Annotated in this window: 16 protein-coding genes; 6 read left to right on the forward strand and 10 right to left on the reverse strand. The window is 56.9% G+C overall.

Features of this window, described 5'->3' with window-relative positions:
• Window positions 1-207 precede the first annotated feature (207 nt).
• On the forward strand, window positions 208-1719 hold the full coding sequence (locus E1H13_RS00005) for a hypothetical protein (protein WP_169611347.1): 1512 nt from the start codon (window positions 208-210) through the stop codon (window positions 1717-1719).
• Between the two features lie 207 nt (window positions 1720-1926).
• On the opposite strand, the gene E1H13_RS00010 is transcribed toward E1H13_RS00005, so the two are convergent.
• Entirely contained in the window at window positions 1927-3483 is a 1557-nt protein-coding gene (locus E1H13_RS00010; RefSeq protein WP_169611348.1) for a mercuric reductase, read from the reverse strand.
• Between the two features lie 363 nt (window positions 3484-3846).
• On the opposite strand from E1H13_RS00010, the gene E1H13_RS00015 reads away from it, so the two are divergent.
• Entirely contained in the window at window positions 3847-6159 is a 2313-nt protein-coding gene (locus E1H13_RS00015; RefSeq protein WP_169611349.1) for a bifunctional metallophosphatase/5'-nucleotidase, read from the forward strand.
• 218 nt (window positions 6160-6377) lie between these two features.
• Here E1H13_RS00015 and E1H13_RS00020 read toward each other — a convergent pair whose 3' ends face one another.
• A complete protein-coding gene (locus E1H13_RS00020) occupies window positions 6378-7070 on the reverse strand; it encodes a Crp/Fnr family transcriptional regulator (RefSeq protein WP_169611350.1) in 693 nt (230 codons plus the stop codon).
• A 96-nt stretch (window positions 7071-7166) separates the two neighbouring features.
• Between E1H13_RS00020 and E1H13_RS00025 the strand changes: the two genes are divergently transcribed.
• From E1H13_RS00025 to E1H13_RS00040, 4 genes are all read left to right on the forward strand, one after another.
• On the forward strand, window positions 7167-7949 hold the full coding sequence (locus tag E1H13_RS00025) for a class I SAM-dependent methyltransferase (RefSeq protein WP_169611351.1): 783 nt from the start codon (window positions 7167-7169) through the stop codon (window positions 7947-7949).
• 83 nt (window positions 7950-8032) lie between these two features.
• Window positions 8033-8362, forward strand: a complete 330-nt coding sequence (locus tag E1H13_RS00030) for a cupin domain-containing protein (protein WP_169611352.1) — start codon at window positions 8033-8035, stop codon at window positions 8360-8362.
• An 11-nt stretch (window positions 8363-8373) separates the two neighbouring features.
• Window positions 8374-9213 (forward strand): YwiC-like family protein, encoded by an 840-nt coding sequence (locus E1H13_RS00035; protein ID WP_169611353.1) that lies wholly within the window; start codon window positions 8374-8376, stop codon window positions 9211-9213.
• Window positions 9214-9281: 68 nt separating this feature from the next.
• On the forward strand, window positions 9282-11594 hold the full coding sequence (locus E1H13_RS00040; RefSeq protein ID WP_169611354.1) for a nitric-oxide reductase large subunit: 2313 nt from the start codon (window positions 9282-9284) through the stop codon (window positions 11592-11594).
• A 183-nt stretch (window positions 11595-11777) separates the two neighbouring features.
• Here E1H13_RS00040 and E1H13_RS27815 read toward each other — a convergent pair whose 3' ends face one another.
• From E1H13_RS27815 to E1H13_RS26740, 8 genes are all read right to left on the reverse strand, one after another.
• Window positions 11778-12671, reverse strand: coding sequence for a M23 family metallopeptidase (locus tag E1H13_RS27815; protein WP_169611355.1), 894 nt, complete (start codon window positions 12669-12671; stop codon window positions 11778-11780).
• Window positions 12672-12694: 23 nt separating this feature from the next.
• A complete protein-coding gene (locus tag E1H13_RS00050; RefSeq protein WP_169611356.1) occupies window positions 12695-12892 on the reverse strand; it encodes a hypothetical protein in 198 nt (65 codons plus the stop codon).
• A 68-nt stretch (window positions 12893-12960) separates the two neighbouring features.
• Window positions 12961-13527 carry a peptide deformylase gene (def, locus tag E1H13_RS00055; protein WP_169611357.1) on the reverse strand — a complete coding sequence of 189 codons (567 nt, stop codon included), beginning with the start codon at window positions 13525-13527 and terminating at the stop codon, window positions 12961-12963.
• A 92-nt stretch (window positions 13528-13619) separates the two neighbouring features.
• The gene (locus E1H13_RS00060) at window positions 13620-14306 is read right to left on the reverse strand and encodes a glutathione S-transferase N-terminal domain-containing protein (protein ID WP_169611358.1); all 687 of its coding nucleotides are present in this window, start codon (window positions 14304-14306) and stop codon (window positions 13620-13622) included.
• Window positions 14303-14941: a transcriptional repressor LexA gene (lexA, locus tag E1H13_RS00065; RefSeq protein ID WP_169611359.1), complete on the reverse strand. Its 639-nt coding sequence runs from the start codon at window positions 14939-14941 to the stop codon at window positions 14303-14305. The genes E1H13_RS00060 and lexA overlap by 4 nt, the downstream gene beginning before the upstream one ends.
• A 168-nt stretch (window positions 14942-15109) precedes the next feature.
• The gene (gene psaC / locus E1H13_RS00070) at window positions 15110-15355 is read right to left on the reverse strand and encodes a photosystem I iron-sulfur center protein PsaC (protein ID WP_012307203.1); all 246 of its coding nucleotides are present in this window, start codon (window positions 15353-15355) and stop codon (window positions 15110-15112) included.
• Window positions 15356-15601: 246 nt separating this feature from the next.
• Window positions 15602-16669, reverse strand: a complete 1068-nt coding sequence (locus tag E1H13_RS00075; protein WP_169611360.1) for an NAD(P)-binding protein — start codon at window positions 16667-16669, stop codon at window positions 15602-15604.
• Window positions 16670-16850: 181 nt separating this feature from the next.
• Entirely contained in the window at window positions 16851-19322 is a 2472-nt protein-coding gene (locus E1H13_RS26740) for a DUF11 domain-containing protein (RefSeq protein ID WP_206069810.1), read from the reverse strand.
• Between the last annotated feature and the right edge of the window lie 185 nt (window positions 19323-19507).

Genomic DNA, 19507 nt, shown 5'->3' on the forward strand with positions numbered 1-19507 from the left:
CCGCAGAGCTTTTCTTTACAAGTATCTATTGATACACGACAATTAACCCCTTAACGTCCCGCCTTGTGGAGTGCTCCCTATGCTCAAGTTAGATCCGGGTAACCCACGACTCACCCTCAGCGGATTATCCCCAACGCAATCCCCCCAGTTGGCAAGTACAAGGCTAACTCGCTATGCTGCCTGGGAACGTGAGGACAGGTAACGGCTATGGCACAGTCTCAGTTAGACCAGTGGCAGGGGGAAGATGATGCCCTGAATCAGCCTCCAGAAGGCCCGGCCACCGCAGCAGCCATCGTCTTGTCGCCCCAACCCGATTTAGAGCCCGAGCGACCTCGATGGCAACGGCGAGGTGCGATCGCGGCGGCTGTTATCGCCCTAGGTGGTCTAGGGGGCTTGGTCTGGTGGTTTTTCCTGCGCACTCCGCCCCGTCCCTACGTGATTGACTTTTCCCCCAGCCAGAGTCAGTATTCCGTGGACAGCCAGGGCAGTCCCTCCCTAAACTGGCACATTAGCAACCCTCGTCAAATCGATGCCCTGATTGTGCGGGGCTACGCCCCCGATGGCACCCTGCTCAGCGGCCCCGAGGAATATGACCTGTCCGGGTCTTTGCCGGTCAGCTTGCTACCCTACTGCCGCGAAACCCGCCAGGCCCTTACCTGTCAAGAGGTGCCTACCCAGGTGCAAGAGCCCGGTCAGTATCGCTTCGAGCTCACCCTGCTGCCCCGGGCTGGCTTAAATCTACCGCCGGAGCAGGCCAGTAGCAGTCTGGTCACCATTGCTGACCTGCCGCTACCCTCGGTGGTCGAACTGTTTCCCCAACAGGTGATTTATTCTGAACTGGGGACCCCCGTATCGGCCAACAACCCTACCTTGGCTCCGCCGGTAAACGAAGCCGGGATTTTAGTTAACTGGGTAGTGAACAATCCCCAAACCTTACAGGGCTTACGCTTGGCGGTGAAACAGCCGGGGGGTGGTGCCCTGGGGGCGCGACAGTTTTTGCTGCGAGATAGTGAGTCCCCCAACCAGGTCACCCTGCCCGAGGAATTGCAGCCGTTTTGCCAGTTGGGGGAAGATTTGGTCTGCCAAGGGGTACCCACGGGCATGGGGGAAGTGGGTAAATATCAGTTTGAGTTGACCCCAATCCCGATTGGGGTAGGCCCAGAGTCGGAGGACTTCCCTGAAGCCAAAATGAGTGAAGTGGTGGAAGTGCAGCCCCGGCCAGTGCGAATTGCCGCCTTTAACGTCAACGGACAGCCGGCCCAGCCCAATTACATGATTCCGGTGCCGCCGGGGCAGGGGCTCCCAGAATTTCGGCTGGACTGGCAGGTGGAGGCAGGCTCGACGGCCAGGGTAGAGATCTTACCCAGCCCTGGCAGCGTTGGCCCCCAAGGAACGTTGCCCGTGCGCTTGTCCCCCTCAGGCAGTACCACCATCACCCTAAGGGTCACCGATGGGCAAAATCCGCCGCTGATTCGAGCAATCACCTTTGAGACCTTTAACCCCAATCCCAATCCTCCGATCGTGCTGCAACATGGGGAACCCGGCCAGGCCCCTGTTGCCCCAGGTACCGCTCCGGCAGAACCGTCTAATCAGCCCCAACAGCGACTGGATCCATTGGGGGACAGTATGCGGGATGCCCAAAATCAACGGGAACCAGGGCTAGTGCGGCCTGAAGATCTGCGCGATCGCAACCCTGAAGACCTGAATTTGGGGTTTTAGGGGTTTTCTGGACCTGCCTGAGAAACGCTAAATATTAGGATTGATAGATGTAGAAGTTTGAGTCCAAAATCCCCTCGTGGGAGCGGTAAGGGTGGGTTAAGGTAGAATCGTAAACTTGGGTGAAACGCAGGGTCACCCAACAGCAGTCAGCCTTGTTGGGTTCTGCTGGCGCGCCACCCAACCTACAAATTTAGAGTTGACAGACCATTAGCTAAAGCGAGTAAGTAGCGTTAGCAATGACTTTGTGCGCGGGGTCAACAGGGTACGGCGGTAGGCGTCAGCGGCCTTTTTGATCGCTTCTGCCTGGGTGGGGTAAGGGTGAATTACCCCGCTAATGGCGCTCAGCCCCTGCCCGGTGACCATGGCCAGGGTAATTTCGCTAATCATTTCCCCGGCATGGCGGGCGACGATGGTGGCCCCCAGGATTTTGTCGGAGCCTTTTTTGTGGAGAATTTTCAAAAACCCGTCGCTCTCCCCATCCGCCAGGGCCCGATCCACCGATGAAAAGGGAATTTGGATAGTATCTGTTTCGATACCCTGCTGCTTGGCCTCGTGGGCATACAGCCCCACATGGGCAATTTCAGGGTCGGTGTAGGTCACCCAGGGCATCACCAGATTACTGAGTTTGCTTCGTCCCAGACCAAAGGGGGAAAACAGAGCATTTTTAATCACAATGCGAGCTGCGGCATCGGCAGCATGGGTAAACTTCCAGTTCATGCAAATGTCGCCAGCGGCAAAGATGTGGGGATTGGTGGTTTGTAGATGGTCGTTGACCACTACCCCTCGGCGGCGATCGTACTCGACCCCGACGGCTTCTAGGTTTAAACCATCGACATTTGGTACCCGACCAGCCCCGACCAAGATCTCATCGACCTCGACAGTTTGGGGGGCTGACGAGCCGGTTTGGCTGTAGTGCAGCAGCTTGCCTGTAGTCGTCGTTTCGACCCGCTCTAGGGTCCCATCCAACACCAGGTTGAGCTGCTCTTTGAGCAACTGCTGCTGCACGATGTCAGCTGCATCAGTGTCTTCGCGGTCCAGCAGGTGGCCATGGCGATGCAACAGCGTTACCTCGCTACCCAGGCGGTGAAAGGCCTGGGCCAACTCGCAACCGATGGGGCCGCCGCCAATCACCGCTAGGCGGCGAGGTCGCTCGGTGAGGGAAAACACGGTTTCGTTGGTCAGAAATCCAGCCTCGGCCAGCCCTGGTACCGAGGGGCGATGGGCACGGGCGCCGGTAGCAATCACGGCTTTTTTGAAGGGCAGGCGGTGTTCACCCACCTGCACCGTTTTGCCATCGACAAAGTGGGCCTGGCCCAAAAACACATCAATGCCCAGGTTGCTAAAGCGCTCTACGGAATCATGGTGGCTGATGTTGGCCCGAATCTGGCGCATCCGATCCATCACAGCCGCGAAGTCTACCTCGATGGACGGCGGCGGCTGAATGCCGAAAGGGGAGGCCTGGCGCATGTCGGCAACCACCCGCGAGGAGCGAATTACACACTTAGAGGGCACACAGCCTACATTCAGACAGTCGCCCCCCATTAGACTTTTTTCCACCAGGGCCACCTTCAGCCCCAGGTCCAGGCCCGCTGCCCCTGCCGCCACGACCAGGCCAGCAGTACCGGCCCCAATCACCACCAGATCATAGCGGTGGGCTGGGGTAGGATTCGCCCAGTTAGGCGGCTGAACGTAGGCCTGTAAGGTGCGGTTGTAGTGGTTGAGCGGGCGTAGGGCCGGTTCAAGGTTGAGGGGATGGGAGGTCATGGTTTATGAGGTCTAAGGTCGGGAGTTTTAAGGCACAGTTTACTGCTGCTACAACCCTAAAACTCTCGCCTGAGAATATCCTGAGCGTTTGCGAAGTATTTGCGGTTGGAGGTACTAAACCAAATCCAAGTCCAGACCTGGAGTTCTGTCTGTGGGACAACTCCAGATCCCGAGTTGAACTTGGTACTCAACAAAGTCACCACCCCTCCTGCTTCCCAGCGGGATTCAACCTTAACTAGGCTACGGTTACCTTTAATCATCTGTTAGCAGAGGGTTAAGGTGCCTGTGGAATGGTATGTACGGCAGCGATCGCCCTAGAGCGCTTCTAACTTTTGCCCTATATCCATTCCCCGCCCTAAATCCATGGAAGAAACCTTTGTCCTGCAAGTGCTCCACGCGGCAGACCAGGAAGCTGGTTTAGCTGATGTTGACGACATTATCAACTTCTCGGCGATCATTGACGGCCTTGATCAACAATTTGCTAATACCCTGCGATTGTCCTCCGGCGATATCTACATTCCGGGTCCATTTTTTGCGGCCAGTCAAGATATCTACGGCCAGCCTGGAGTCGCCGATATTTTAATCAATAATGCCCTGGGGTTTCAGGCCGTGGCCCTGGGCAACCATGAATTTGACTTTGGCCCCCAAACCCTGGCCAACCTGATTAAGCCTAACCCAGACATCACTGGCCCTGGCATTGGGGCAGAGGGCTATCTCGGTACAGCCTTTCCCTTCTTAGCCGCTAACCTCGACTTCAGCGAGGTGCCCGTCTTCGATGATATTGTGGTGGCCGATGGCCAAGCCCCCCTAGCCAATACCATCGCCAGAAGCGTCGTCATCGATGTCAATGGGGAGCCCATCGGTATCGTGGGGGCTGTTACCCCAACCCTCCCAACTATTTCCAGCGTGGGGGATGTGCGAGTAAGACCAGCAGACAGCACCGATATTGACGCCCTAGCTGCTGAAACTCAACCGGCTATTGACGAACTCAAGGCCCAGGGTATCAACAAGATTATCTTCATGGGGCACATGCAGCAGCTACAGGTGGAAGAGCAGCTAGCTGAACGCCTGCGGGGTGTGGACATTATTATCGCTGGTGGCTCTGATAGTATTTTGGCCAATCCTGACGATCCTCTGCGGGATGGGGATGTACCGGTGGGTCCCTATCCCCTGGTACGCACCTCGCCTACCGGTGACCCAGTCTACATTTTGAATACCGACGCTAACTATAAATACGTCGGACAGTTGGTGGCTGAGTTTGACGCCAATGGCGTGATTACTGCAATTTTGGCTGAAAGCGGTGCCTATGCCACTGACTTGGCCGGGGTAGCCCGGGTCTATGGGTTAGAAGATCAGGGGTTTGATCCCAGGGATTTTGCCGACCCAGCCATTATTGAAATTACCCAGGCCATTGTTGACGAAACCTTTGCCAAGGAAGCCAACGTCTTTGGGTTAACCAATGTTTTTCTGAACGGGGCGCGGATTAGTGTCCGCTCTGAGGAAACGAACCTGGGGAACTTGACCGCTGATGCAAACCTGGCGATCGCCCAGACCTACGATCCCACCGTTGCTGTGTCGATCAAAAATAGTGGCGGCATCCGTGACAGCATTGGTGTTGCCTTTATCCCAGCGGGTGGGCTAGACGACGAGTTAGTGCAACTGCCTCCCCAAGCTATTCCGGGAGTCAAAGCTGAGGGCCAAATTTCCCAACTCGACATTGAAAATGCCCTACGGTTTAACAACGGCTTGGCCCTGTTAACGGTCACGGCCACCGAGCTACGCCAAATTCTAGAACATGGAGTGGCCGGGGTCGCCCCAGGGGCCACACCGGGGTCTTTTCCCCAAGTCAGTGGCTTAATCTTTTCCTTTGATCCAGACCAAACCGCCATTCAGTTTAGCCGCGATGATAATCAGCGGGCCACTGGTGTAATGGTTGACGGTGAGCGGGTGCGCAGTTTGGCCCTAGTAGACGAGGCGGGAGAAATAACTGACCTGCTGGTCCAAGATGGGGAAATTGTCGGCGACCCCAACCGGGAGATTCGCCTGGTCACCCTGGACTTTTTAGCCAGCGGCGGTGATGCCTACCCCTTTGCCCTATTTGGCCAGGATCGGTTGGACCTGCTGGATGTGGTGCCCCCGTCGGGTAACCTGGCCACCTTTGCCCCAGATGGCTCAGAACAAGATGCCCTAGCCGAATACCTGTTTAACAACTTTCCAGCCGATGGTGATGTCAGTACCGCCTTCAACCAGGCCGATACCCCAATCACCGAAGATACCCGCATCCAAAACCTGAGCTTCCGCGAAGACTCGGTGATTCCTGATAGCTTGTTACCGCCTATGGATGGTGAGTTACCAGGGATTGGTGACCGACCGTTACTGGATCTGCGCTCTATTCAAGGGCAAATCACCCTCGACTTTGCCCTTAATCCAGACATCGCTCTTGATCGCTTTGAGGATATCTATGCCGCCCTCGATAACTCTAGGGTCTTTGCTGACTCCCTGGCTGAACGCCTGCGGCAGGTGGCCCTACCCCTGCTGGAAGCTAGTCTGGGTCAGCGGGATCAGCCCATGCTCACTGGAGACACCCCATTCGCTGTTGGTGACTTTACCTTCGGGGTGACGCTAGATACGACCCGTCAATCTGTCACCGTTCAGGTGGAGGCGGCTTTACGCTAAGGACACAAGGGGCACTCCTGGGTCCTGTATTTACAGGAAGTCTGCTAGACAGCGATCGATCATTACCCAGAATGATGGCGCATCTGTGAGTAACGGCAGTCACAGGAGGCTATTTGACTGTCAAAAGCTATGGCCCTCCTTGCCTCCCGATACCGGGGGGAACTGGACTTCAAAGTCCCCCAGAATTACGACCGCAGAAGGGCACTTGAGCCCAGCCCTTATCCCTTCATCTCCCTCAACCCCTGCCAATCCGTCACCGTGATCTTGCCACCCCGCCGATAACTTACCCCAGGCTGGAGCTGCTTGAACAGCCGCACACACTCTTCGTAAGTGATGCCAATGGTGCGAGCTATCTGGTAGTAGGTGAGCTTTGCCTTGAGTTCCTCCCCTCCGGCTACTGTCACAGTGCCCTGCTCAGCGGCGACATGCTCCAGGTAGTGCACCAGGCGCACGATCGCCCGCTCCGACACGAGCCCATGAACCCGGCTGTGCAGCTCTTGCAGTCGCTGGTTAAACACCACCAGTAAATGCACGGCTAATTCTGGCGTCTGGGCAAACCCCTGAAGCAGGGCTTGTCGTTCCAGGGTCAGCACTGTAGCGGCGGTAGCGGCCACCACGGTGGCTGGAGATTGGCCGTTGCCGAAGAGAGCTGGGGCGGCAAACACCTCCCCGGGGGGTAACAGGCGCAGAATGGTTTCCTTGCCCGACGCCGCCAGTTTGACGACCCGCAGTTGTCCTGTGACGACCACGTGCAGACAGGGGGGTAACGGGTCTCCTTCTTGAAACACCACAGCATCGACCTCGTAGTCGGTCAGGCGACTGGCGGTGGCCAACTGCTTCAGCAGATCAGGGGTCAGGTCTGCAAATAGCTCAAGGCTCTGCAGGACAGAAATTTCTACAGGGCGCGACATCGGTAAAGCCTAAATTTAATTCGTCACTATGAGCTATCTCATAGAGCTAATTGAGAATCTTTGTCAAACTTGAGTCATTGCACTCAGGGCAAGACTATGGTTCAAACCGCCATTAACCTCAAGACCGCCCCTGGCCACCAGGTCCTAGCCGCCGCTGGTAAACAAACCCTACGTCCCGGTGGCTATGGGGCCACCGAGCAACTGCTAAATTGGGCCAATCTGCAACCGGGCGAAACCGTGTTGGAACTGGCCGCCAGCTTTGGCTACAGCGCCATTGCCCTGGCCCAACGCTATGGCGTGCGGGTTATCGGCATTGAGAAAAACCCAGATAGCGTGGCCCAAGCCCAAACCAATGTGGAAAAAGCTGGCCTCACCGACCAGGTCACCATCTGCGAAGGCGATATTTTTCATCTGGATCAGGTCAATGAAAGCTTCGACTGCGTTTTAGCTGAGGCGATTTTGACCATGCAGTCGGCCCCTGGCAAGGCCAAAGTGCTGGCAGGGATCTGCGATCGCCTCAAGCCCGGTGGCCGCTTCCTCAGCCACGAACTCCTGGCCGATGGCCCCGACGCCGAGACCATTCGACAGGATCTAACCACCGCGATTCGGGTCAATGCCCAACCCCTCTCCAGCGACGACTGGATCACCGCCTGCCAACAGGCGGGCCTCACCGTTACTCAACAGGCCACTGGCCCCATGGCCCTGCTCAACCCCCAACGTATCGCCCAGGAGGAAGGCTTACCCACCCTGCTCACCATCGGTTGGAATGTGCTAACCCGCCCAGTCATGCGCGATCGCATCCTCACCATGCGCCAGGTCTTCCAGCGCCATGCCGACCACCTGGGGTATATCGTGCTCTGTGCCCAAAAGCCGGAGTAAACAACGAAAAACGTAGGGCGTAGCCCGTGCGCAGCAGAATCCAAAATCCAAAATCCAAAATTCCCCCACCCCCCCTACCTCCCATGCTCATCACCCCACCCACCACCACCATCCAACTCCACGATCAGCTTGAATTCCCCGAATCCGGTGTTCTGAATAAGGTCATTTGGAAGGACGCCACCTGTCAGTACAGCCTGTTCTGCCTGGCGGCGGGAACCGAAATCTCGGAGCACACCTCCACCCGCAACGCGACAGTCCATGTGATTGCCGGCAGCGGCACCCTCACCCTGGAGGGCCAGCCTATCCCTCTGGAGCCTGGTGTATTTATTTTCATGGCGGCCAATGCCCCCCATGGGCTGGAGGCAACAGCCAACCTCGCCTTTCTGCTCACCCTCTCATCGGCCAACCCTTAACCTCTCCACCCATGACCTCCCCCACCATCTCCCCCGCCGGTCGTGCCCAGCTGTGGTATCGTCCCACCGTGTCTCCGGAATATGGCGTTTACGTGGTGTTGGCCGTTTCCTTTCTGGTCGGTGCGGCAGCGGCCCAAACCTGGACTTGGGCAACGACGTTAGCGCTATTCTGCGCTTTTTTGGGGTTTCAGGCGGAACATCCCCTCGTGCTGCAAATTAAGCAGCGTAAAACCTGGAAACCACGATTTTTGGTGTGGGGCGGGGTCTATGGTGGGCTGGCGGCGCTGCTCGCGGGCGGCCTGTACTGGCAGCAGGGGCTGGGGTGGTCGCCGCTACTGGGAATCTATGGGGCGGCGATCGCGGCATTACTGGTGGATGCGATCGCCGTGTTCCGCCGGGGCCAAAAGTCCATCCTGAATGAGTTGATCACCTTTTGGGCAGTGTGTCTGGCGACCCCCCTGGCCTACGTGGCTAGCACCGGCACCCTGACGCCGACGGTACTGGGGTTGTGGGCGCTGTGCAGCCTCTACTTTTGCTGCACCATTTTCACGGTGAAGCTGCGCAAATCCCACCGGGGAGAACCGGATGCGGCCCCGATCCGACGGGCGATCGCTTACCACGGCCTGGCCACGCTGCTGGTGGCGGGGCTATACGGGGTGGGGCTATTGCCCCTGGTGCCAGCCCTGGCATTTACCGTTGCCCTGGTGAAGTTTCTGGGTATTGGGTGGCGCTTAGAGACGTTTCAAACCTTGCCCATTGGCCCCGTAGCAGCGTTAGAAACGACCCTAGCACTTCTGTTTGGCTCCATCGTAATCATTTCCGCACTGCCGGTTTATGGGGGCATCGGGTAGTCAAAAATAGCGTCAACGGCACCCTTTACCGGCTGATTACTTTTATAGTTCATTGAGGTTTTCGACCTATGACAAATCCATCCATAGAGATTGCGGCAGCAGCCCGGTCTCGACTAAAAAATTTCGGCCTACCCGTTTGGCTAGTGCTGATTTGTGTGGTCACCTTCAGTGTGTTGTTGGGGGCTGGGGCCGCGATTTCTAAGTTTGCCCCACCCCATCCAGCCATGGTCGAGTCGCCCCAGCATGAGGTGGTCTTTACCGCCGCTGATGTAGAGAACGGCCAGGTCACCTACCTGGGCCGGGGCGGTCAGCATGTGGGCAGTATTTGGGGCCACGGCAGCTACCTGGCCCCCGACTGGACGGCGGATGTGCTGCACCGCTGGGGGTTGGCCACCGCTGGGGTGCTCTATGCCAACGACCCCAGCTTTTCCCAGGCGGATCTGGAGGCCCTCAGTCCCACCGAGCGGGCGGTGCTGCAAGCCCAGGTGAGCGAGCAGTTTAAGCCCAACCGCTACGATGCCGAGGCCGATACCCTGGTGCTGACCAACGCCCAGGTGCAGGGGCTAAAGCAGGTGTATGGCGATTACCAAGATCTGCTGGCCCACGGTTCGGTGATTCACTCCATTCCGGATGGTTGGTTTAAGAGCAAGCAAGACATTCACGATGTCACCTCGTTCTTTGCCTGGACCGCCTGGGCCGCCTCAGCCAATCGCCCCAATGCGCCCTTTTCCTACACCGCCAACTGGCCCCACGATGACCTGATTGGCAACCAGGCTCCAGGACAGTTCCTGGTGTGGTCAATTGTGTCGGTGATGGTGCTGATCTTTGCGATCGCCGCTTTCCTCTTCCTCTACCTGACCCAGGAAGACGCTGAAGACGTACAAACGGTGAATGAGCGGCCCGCCATTCGCCTGGCCACCCCCAGCCAAAAAGCCACCAGCCTGTTCTTTGGGGTGGCCATGGCCCTGTTCGGCGTCCAAATTGCCATGGGTATGGTTACCGCCCACTATGCGGTCGAGGGAGATGGCTTCTACGGGATACCCCTACAGCAGTACCTGCCCTACGCCGCCTCCCGCACCTGGCACCTACAGCTAGCGGTGTTCTGGATTGCCACCTGCTGGCTGGCAGCGGGCCTATACTTTGCTCCGCGCTTTGGCAAAAAAGAACCCAAGGGCCAGGTGTGGGGCAATGGTGCCCTGCTGATCGCCCTCACCGTGGTCGTGGTCGGCTCTCTGGTCGGGGCCTGGGCCAGTGTGCAAGGAATTCTCACCGGCGACAACAGCTTTCTGTTTGGTCACCAGGGCTACGAATATGTCGAACTGGGTCGCCTCTGGCAGGTGTTGCTGATTGGCGGCATGGTGTTCTGGCTGTGGCTGATGTTCCGCGCCCTGCGGCCCGCCCTGAAAAACGAAGGCAGCAAAACCGGGCTCAACCACTTCTTTTTCTACAGCGCCATTACCATTCCCCTGTTCTACGCCTCCGGGTTGATGTACACCAACCACACCCCGGTCAGCGTGGCGGAATACTGGCGTTGGTGGGTGGTGCACCTGTGGGTCGAAGGCTTCTTTGAGGTGTTTGCCACGGTGGCGATCGCCTACCTCTGTAGCGAACTGGGCTTTTTGAAAAAGTCTTCGGCGCTGAAAGCCACCTACCTGACCACCATCCTGTACCTGGGCAGCGGTGTGATCGGCACCCTGCACCACCTGTACTTTGCGGGCACACCCTCGTTTATTGCGGCGATGGGAGCCGTCGCATCTGCCCTAGAAGTGGTACCCCTGACCCTGATTGGCTTTGAAGTGGTGAAAACCCTGCGCATGTCCGAACAGGCGGAGAACTTCTACCGCTGGCCCCTGCGCTTTTTCCTGGCCACCTGCTTCTGGAACCTGGTGGGGGCTGGCGTCTTCGGCTTTTTGATCAACCCGCCCATCGTGCTCTACTACTCCCAGGGCCTCAACACCACCCCAATTCACGCCCACAGCGCTCTGTTTGGGGTGTACGGCTGCCTGGCCATCGCCCTGATGCTGTTTGCCCTGCGGGAAATTGTGCCCGATCGCGCCTGGAATGAAACGCTGCTGCGGGTCTCCTTCTGGAGCCTGAACGGTGGCCTGGGCATGATGATGATCTTCGGCCTAATTCCCAACGGCTTTTACCAACTGATGCAGTCAGTCAACCACGGCACCTGGTACGCCCGCAGTGCCGAGGTAATCGGCTCCCCCTGGATGCAGTGGACCGTCTGGCTGCGCATCCCTGGCGATATTGTGTTTACCATCGGCGCGATCGGCATGGTGCTATTCACGGTGCGCACCGTGTATGCCGTCTTTCAACAACCTACCCAACGGCAGCAGCCCCAGCCTGTAACCCCGGTGGTAGAAGGTCGCTAATCCACAGGTCTCCGGGTTATTAAAGGCCCCGGAGACTTAACCACCACCTCCCCACATGCCAAGCCGGTTTCAGTGGCAGCCAGGGAAGCAGCGATCGCCCGAAAGTTCTGTTGCCTGATTAAGCGGCACGGGCAGCCAGGTTTTCTATCACGACTTCGGGCACATGGACCATGCCTTTTGTCCCTACACAAAGCTGCCGTTGCGCCAGGGCACTGGGTCTATGCAAATGCCGTTGACATAGAGCCCCCAGTGCAGGTGAGGGCCGGTGGAAGCCCCGGTTGTGCCTACGGCCCCAATGCGCTGCCCTGCCTGGACAAAGTCCCCCTCGGCAACATCGATGCGGCTGAGGTGCAACATGATGCTGAGGACCCCTTGGCCGTGGTCAATGCCGATGGTGTTGCCGTGCAGTTCAAACCCGTCTGACACACGACCCACCAGGCCAATCCGCCCGGCTGCAGGAGTAATCACCGGGGACCCGGTGGGAGCACCATAGTCTACCCCCCGGTGGTAATAGTTTTCGGCAAAGACGCCGTTATAGTAGCGGCGTATACCATACCCTGCGGTCACCCGACCAGAGTTAGGCCGCAACATAGAACCCTGCCAAAACTTGTCGGGACTAACCACGTCTTTAAAGGCCGCCACCCGGTCAAACTCGTGTTGGGTACCCAGGCTGCGCTGACCAGGGGGCAGGTTAATCCGCTGCACCGGAAAATTGCGATTGCGCAGGCCCACCGCCAAGTTGCGGGTGTCGCCACTACCAGTCACCTGAATCACCTTGCGGCCAGGGGAACTCAGAGGGCTGGTGGGTACAAAGCCCCGAAAGCGCCCATCGCCTAGGGCAAAGGTGGGATATTGGGTACTACCATCGACCACAATCGTGGGGGGTGTGGTGGCGGCTGGATCGGTGGCCTGCACCATCACCACAATCGTATCCCCCATTTGTGGGTCTGTGGGGGATAGGGAGACCTCATAGGCTTGGGCCTGGTTGGCCAGCAGCAGCACCCCTGCCCCGGCGGCAAGCCCCACCAGCAAACGACGACGGGTAATTACCCCTGGCCAGCCTGGGTTAATGTCCATAGCCTTTTCCTCAAACAGGGAACTTATTCTTGATTTGCTTTGGCGTCTTTGACAGCCGCATAAAACAAGACACCCACCAGAGGCACACAGAGTCCCAAAATTGCAGTCGTGGGTACGGTGCCCCAGTCGGGACTCCCCGAGGATAGCTCAAAAACTGAGCCGACGGCTGCGATCGCAGCGATACAAGAACCAGCCAACAACAGGCCACTTTTTGGGGTCACGGGGCTTCTCCGAAATGGTTAACAGGGGCTCATGGCTTGAATTTGCGCCGGGGCAGCCGATCGCAGCCCTAAGCTTTCACGGGCTGCACATCTTTGGCATAGAAGCCATGCTTTTTCAATTCTTGATTCAGGGCCAGGCGGTTATCAACCCGGTCCACAAACAGCACTCCAGTCAGGTGATCCATCTCGTGGAGAATACAGCGGGCCAACAGGTCAGAGGTTTGCAGTTTCTGGGGTCGGCCATTTTCGTCTTTAAATGACACTTCGATCGCCGCCGGACGAATCACATCCAGGTACACCCCAGGAATACTCAGACAGCCCTCCTGACCAGTGGCCAGTTCCTTAGACATGCGCAGCACCTTGGGGTTGATCAATACCAGGGGGGGCGCAGCGGCATTTTCGGGGTCCACATCGACCACCAGCACCTGCTTATTCACCGCCACCTGGGGCGCAGCCAGGCCAATGCCATCGGCACTGTACATGGTTTGCAGCATCTCTCGCACCAGTTGGCGAATGTCGTCGTCCACCTTGGCGACCCGCTTTGCTGGCTGGCGCAGCACCCGGTCTCCCATGGTGTGAATGTCCAGCGGGGGGCGTTTAACTTTGGCTTTTTCGACGTGAATGGCAGCTGTCATAGGACTCGGATTAAGTATGCGTCTGTGTTGTGATCTATCCTAACAACACAGACTGACTTCGAGATAGCAATTTGGTGGTGATACCCTACCCGCTACCGCCGCCCTTGACCAAACAGAATCGCTTTGGCTTCGTCGGTCATGGTGTTGTCGGCGTTAATGGTTTGGGCTTTGGCATAGGCGGCTTGCACCGCTGGACGGGCCTGGATGGATTCAAACCAGTGCTTCAGGTGGGGAAAGTCGTCCAGGTTTTGGCGCTGGGTCTGGTGGGGCACAATCCAGGGATAGGCGGCCATGTCGGCAATGGAGTAGGCCCCAGCGATAAACTCGTGGTTTTGCAGTTGGGTGTCTAGCACTCCGTAGAGCCGTTCGGTTTCTTTGACGTAGCGGTTGATGGCGTAGGGAATGTGTTCTGGGGCGTAGCTGACGAAGTGGTGGTTCTGCCCCAGCATCGGCCCCAGGCCGCCCATCTGCCAGAACAGCCACTGCATCACCTTGGCGCGATCGCGGCTGTTCTTAGGTAAAAACAGGCCGGTCTTTTCCGCCAGGTATTGCAAGATTGCCCCCGACTCAAACAGGCTGATGGGCACGCCGCCATCGCTGGGGGCATGGTCAACGATGGCCGGGATGCGGTTGTTGGGGGAAACTTTCAGAAACTCGGGGTCAAACTGCTCCCCTTTGCCAATGTGGATGGGCTTGATGGTGTAAGGCACCTGGGCCTCTTCCAGAAAGATGGTCACCTTATGACCGTTGGGGGTGGTCCAGTAGTAGAGGTCGATCATGGGTATCCTTTTACTTCTATAACATTCAACCACAGGCCATCCTGCTGGCGATGGTGGCCAACTAGCAGCCCCTGAAGATCCACCTGGTCAGGTTTTAGGGTACGGATCGGGTGGTCTGGATTTGCCGGCTTGAGGGTCACTTGATTATCCCCCTCCTGGTAGAAAATGCGTTTCAGAGTGGTTCCTTCACCCTTAATCCAAACGACAGCAATGTTTCCAGGTCGCATCGCCCACAGGTCTGTGGTGGGGCGAATCACAACGATATCACCATCAAGAATGTGCGCCTCGACCATGCTGTCACCGACGACTTTTAGGGCATAGTCATGGGGGGCGTAGCGATGTCCATCAAGGCGGATGGATTCGTTATGGCCTCTCGGATGATCCGTCAGGTAGCCTGCCTGAATCAGTCCTTTTAGGTTTACCTGGGACGACAGCAATCGCATAGCCCGGGGTCTACGGGGGTGCCTGACAATCAAACCCTTCTGCTCCAAACTACGCAACCCATCTTGCACCTTGGAGGTTGAACTCTCCTCCAAGGAAGCCTTGATGTCTCGAATACTGGGAGGGTAACCATAATCATCAAAATATTGCCTCAGCACCTTATAGAGGCGTCGTTCTTCAGGAAGTAATCGCATAAACAAAACTAGTTTATTTGTATTACTATACCATTAAGTGATTCTACTCATTAGTGGTCTGTTACAAACAACGAGGAGAAGCATGGAAGCCAAAAAAAAATCCCCGCTAGCAGCGCTAGCGGGGATTTGAGACTTAGAAACTATGATGTTGCCATCAGCAGCTAGGGGCTAGTAGGCCAGACCCATGCTGCGGGTGGTTTCTGCACCCAGGTACACCCGGATACTCAAGAAATCGGTGGGGCAAGCCGTTTCGCAACGTTTGCAGCCCACGCAATCTTCAGTCCGAGGCGAAGAGGCGATTTGCCCGGCCTTGCAGCCGTCCCAGGGGACCATTTCCAGGACGTCTAAAGGACAGGCTCGCACACACTGGGTACAGCCGATACAGGTATCGTAGATTTTGACGGAATGGGACATTGAATTAAAAACTCCAATGTGGGTCACTACTGGGTTTGACAGCTTTAAGGAGTCCCTTAAAGATTGGTCAAAACTGTCTATTCAGTAAGGGTTTCCTAATCATGACCAGTCTATAGCGAGAGTTTTAAGCTCATATCCTTAGCCCCCATAAACCTTAATGGATCGTAATAAAACAGCGGCGATCGCAGGCTAAACCAGGCCCACAGCAACGGATCCAGGAATTATGATAAGCCTCAATTAATGGTACTAATCAAGTTTTTCTATGTTACGAAATGCCATCACCACCAGACTGTCGTCCGTTGCCAGGCGATCGAAGCTGTGGGGTTTCGGGTTCAGCAAGATCGTGCCATCCCCCCGCTTTACCCCCATCAGCAGGATAGGGGTGTCGGGGTGGTTAGCCGTGTAGTCGCTGATCCAGTGGTTGATTTCTGGGAAGGTTTTACCCCACAGCCGATTGGGATAGCAGCCTGGCTCAATGAAGTAAAACTCGTTGGAATCGTCGGAATAGGTCAATAGTTGTTGATAGACCGCCGACATGTTTCTAAACATGGCGCTTTGGGCAATAATTCCGGCGCTGTAATCTCGGGCGGAGACCACTTCGTCGGCCCCGGCTTCTTGGAGGTGACGACGACGGTTCAGGTTGACCAATTCGGCAATCACATGGATATCTTTCTGGCGACCAGGGATGTGCTCCAGATGCTTAACAGCCAGAGCAATTAAGGCGTTTTTTTCGTCGGGGCCTTCGCTCTCATCGTCAGCCAGTAAAATCACCGCCTTGGCGGAGGAGGCTTGCAGCCGTTCCAGGGTGTCGTGGTGGGTGGGGTCGTCCTGGATGAAATGCACATAGGGGCGATCGGCAAAATCAGCCCGGTCAGGTACTGCCGAGGCAGAAACCACCAAAATCTCGATAGGCTGTGCTTTGTTACCCTCCACTAATTGATCGACAATGCTAGCGGCCTTGGTGTTCCAGTTGCAGATGATGATGTGATTTTGAAAGGTTTTCAAGGTCGACTCCTGGCGTAGGGCACGGGTGACAAAAACGGAAGAAATCTTACCGCTGATGGCGCCAAAAACAAATGTACCTGACGCCAGCAGCATCAGTTGCAGCACCCGCCCGGTCGGGGACCTGGGTTTGTCGGGGTACTCTCCCATCAGGGTGATGAAGATGTTCTCCAGCACCTCCCAGGGCCGTCTACCCGAGGCCATGCCTTCTTGCCACACCATTAGCCCTACGATAATCACCAGGGCAAGCATGACACCAAGGGCAATCAACCGTTGACGTGATTTACGTTGCGGGGATGGCAGGGCGGTCATATCAGCAGAGGTTTACAGGAAAAGCCGATGCTTTAAGCATAATGATCATGCCCTATCTGTGCTTAGAGACTTCCATAAACAACATACCTAGCATGAACGCCGGACTGAGCCCCATGGACAGGGGAGGACGGAATGGCCAGACGCTGTTATTGGCGCTTTATTCTGAAGGCGATCAAGCCGATCAGTCCGGTCCGGTTACCACCTGAGCTCGAAACCGGATGAAGCCGTAGGCGTTGGGTGGGGTGCCGGGAGCAGTGGCGGCGGGTAAAGTGTCTGGACTGCTGACCACATTCACGACCACCGCTCCGTTGGTGTTGGCCTCCCTGCAGGAACTCGGGAGGGTGGCTCCGGCGGGGTAAAACTGACCGCGATCGCCATCCTGGGCATTGGTTAGATACACCGTGGGGGTCGTAGATACCGTCTCGCTGCTGGAGGCTAAGGCAATGCCCACATCGGTGCCGCTGAGAGCGCCGCTGTCTAGGGGTGTTTGGCCGTTAAAGGCATTGGCCACAAACCGAGTATTGGCCGGAATCAAGTCGCAAATACTCACATTGGTGATCGGCCCGGTGCCACTGGAGAGAAAGTAAACGGTGTATTCCAGTTCATCGCCAGGTTTTACTAAGCCTCCTTCGGTAGCCCCCACCAGGGCGTTATTAGGCCAGAGACCAGCTTCTTCAGTGACGACGTTAAGTGGCGTCTGATCATTAGGATTAACAGCAAGACCATTGATAGCTGTGATCCGTTTTTTCAATAATAGGGTTCCCCCAGCGACGGTGACATCCTCCCCGTCGCTGGACAGGGCATCATAGGCTGCCGTTGCCTGTCCATCAGCAAGCTGTCGTTGCGGATCTAAGTAGACTGCTTCGGCAGGGTTCTGATAGGTTCCCGACTCTACGCGACGGTCAATCGTTACTGTAAAGGTAATGGTGACCTGGCCTCCCCCGGGAATCTCAAAGCTTCCCCAGGTGGGGATGGTGCTGTCATCCGCAGGATCGCTGACGTCGGTTTGAAGCGCTCCTCCTGCCAGATCAACCGACTCGGTACTGCTATAGGTAAAACCCGTTGGCAGCGTATCAATAACGGCAACATTGGTCGCCGCCACCCGCTCTGCAGCATTCGCGATCGCAATGCTGTAGGTTGCTGTTGAGCCATTGGGTTGATTGTTAACCCTGGGCGTGCTCGTTGTTTTCGTTACAGTCAAGGCTGGTATACAGGCACTGCCTGGTTGTATCCCTGGATTCTGGCTGGCTGTAATTCTCGCCGCTAGCCCTGTTCCCTGCTGACCATCAAAATTCGGCGGATTACTATTACCAGATAGTCCTGTTTCCCCAGCTTGACCGCCTGCCAAGCCATTAGGAGCAATACTTACGCCAGGTTCTGTGCTGATCACAACGCCGCCGCCACCACCACCGCCCGGACCATGGGCTGCCCGAAAGGTGGCCCAGCCTCCCTCACCCCCCTGGACATCAACGGTTAGATTAGCGATGCCTTCATTGGTGGCGACATAGACCGTGCCACCAGCGCCACCACCACCACCACCATCCTGTCCAGTGTTGAGCCCAGGCGCGCCCCGCGCTGCAACCAGGCCAGAGCCGCCCAGGCTCTGAGCGCGCAATAAGACGATGCCGCCGCCAGCAGCGCCGCTGCTGTAGAGAGCCCCCACCGCCGAGGGATTGCTGCCGCCAGCAAAATCCTGGTTGCTAGCGTCAAAGTCTAGTACGCCGCTATAGCTGGTCCCACGGACGCGAGAAATCGAACGAGCACCGTTATTCGTGGTGCCAGCACCGCCGCCACCGCCCATGAACAACCGTTCTCCCTGGTTAATCTCAGCGAGGTTAAAGGCTTTGCCGCCAAAGCCCCCAACCGGACGTTGACTGGACCAAGTCCGCCCGCCGCGCCCGCCGCGCCCGCCGTTGCTGCCGCCGCCGCCGCCGCTGTTTTGATCGTTATTGCTGGGTCGGCCATCGGTACTGCCGCCCCCGGCATTGCCCGGTGCCCCCCGCGCATAACTGCCGTTGGGGTAGCCTTCCACCCCGTTATCGATCACTGAAACTGCCGCCAGGGGAGGATTATTTGCTGCATCCAGATTATTGAGATCGAAGTAGTCGAGCACATAGCGCGGTGTACCGGCAATGCCTTCTCCCTTGGAACCATTGGTGTTATTGGTCGCCAGGGTGCGATAGTCAGTATTTTGGCCGCTGCCTCCGAACAGTAAGCGCCCAGCGCCGCCCCGAAAGCCATGACCGCTGACATCGACCACGGTACCACCCCCGAGGGTTAGTTCACCCGCCACATCCAGAACCACAATACCTCCTACTTGGCCGTTCCAAGGCAGAGCTGTGACCCCAGATAGAGTGGCACTGGCGTACTGGGGCACCCGCACAATTTGGTAGGTGCGCCGTCCGTGGGTGGTGCTAGCGTTCTCGTTGCGATAGGCGTAGTTCAGCCCATTATTCAATCCCGTGCCCTGGACAGATAGGGTATTGCCAGATACGGCGGTCACGGTAACAAATTCATAGCGACCGGCATTGTTTAGTTCAGTCCAGCCGCTGGCTCCGTCTGAGGGTTGAGAGTCTGGAAAGGGTGGGACATCGCCACCAATACCGTCGCCGTAGGCATCGGTGTTGGTGGCATTAAAATCAGCATCCTGCATTTGGATCACTAAGATCAGGTCACCAACGCTAATAGGGGTTGTTGCCCCAAAGGGAGAACCAAGTTGTAGAGTATTCTCTCCGGCCAAGACTGTTCCCGTTGTGGTCGGTGGGTAATAGGTATTGATGATTCCTGTTAATGTTCCACCAGGGCCATCTTGTCCAGGAGAAGCACAGGGAATAGTGG

The organism is Nodosilinea sp. P-1105, assembly GCF_012911975.1.
In the GTDB taxonomy this organism is placed as follows: Bacteria; Cyanobacteriota; Cyanobacteriia; order Phormidesmidales; family Phormidesmidaceae; genus Nodosilinea.

What these genes read in the sequence shown, in the direction of transcription:
- E1H13_RS00005 (WP_169611347.1), top strand. Translation starts at nt 208, where the DNA reads ATGGCACAGTCTCAGTTAGACCAGTGGCAGGGGGAAGATGATGCCCTG.
- E1H13_RS00010 (WP_169611348.1), bottom strand. Translation starts at nt 3,483, where the DNA reads ATGACCTCCCATCCCCTCAACCTTGAACCGGCCCTACGCCCGCTCAAC.
- E1H13_RS00015 (WP_169611349.1), top strand. Translation starts at nt 3,847, where the DNA reads ATGGAAGAAACCTTTGTCCTGCAAGTGCTCCACGCGGCAGACCAGGAA.
- E1H13_RS00020 (WP_169611350.1), bottom strand. Translation starts at nt 7,070, where the DNA reads ATGTCGCGCCCTGTAGAAATTTCTGTCCTGCAGAGCCTTGAGCTATTT.
- E1H13_RS00025 (WP_169611351.1), top strand. Translation starts at nt 7,167, where the DNA reads ATGGTTCAAACCGCCATTAACCTCAAGACCGCCCCTGGCCACCAGGTC.
- E1H13_RS00030 (WP_169611352.1), top strand. Translation starts at nt 8,033, where the DNA reads ATGCTCATCACCCCACCCACCACCACCATCCAACTCCACGATCAGCTT.
- E1H13_RS00035 (WP_169611353.1), top strand. Translation starts at nt 8,374, where the DNA reads ATGACCTCCCCCACCATCTCCCCCGCCGGTCGTGCCCAGCTGTGGTAT.
- E1H13_RS00040 (WP_169611354.1), top strand. Translation starts at nt 9,282, where the DNA reads ATGACAAATCCATCCATAGAGATTGCGGCAGCAGCCCGGTCTCGACTA.
- E1H13_RS27815 (WP_169611355.1), bottom strand. Translation starts at nt 12,671, where the DNA reads ATGGACATTAACCCAGGCTGGCCAGGGGTAATTACCCGTCGTCGTTTG.
- def (WP_169611357.1), bottom strand. Translation starts at nt 13,527, where the DNA reads ATGACAGCTGCCATTCACGTCGAAAAAGCCAAAGTTAAACGCCCCCCG.
- E1H13_RS00060 (WP_169611358.1), bottom strand. Translation starts at nt 14,306, where the DNA reads ATGATCGACCTCTACTACTGGACCACCCCCAACGGTCATAAGGTGACC.
- lexA (WP_169611359.1), bottom strand. Translation starts at nt 14,941, where the DNA reads ATGCGATTACTTCCTGAAGAACGACGCCTCTATAAGGTGCTGAGGCAA.
- psaC (WP_012307203.1), bottom strand. Translation starts at nt 15,355, where the DNA reads ATGTCCCATTCCGTCAAAATCTACGATACCTGTATCGGCTGTACCCAG.
- E1H13_RS00075 (WP_169611360.1), bottom strand. Translation starts at nt 16,669, where the DNA reads ATGACCGCCCTGCCATCCCCGCAACGTAAATCACGTCAACGGTTGATT.
- E1H13_RS26740 (WP_206069810.1), bottom strand. Translation starts at nt 19,322, where the DNA reads ATGCAGGATGCTGATTTTAATGCCACCAACACCGATGCCTACGGCGAC.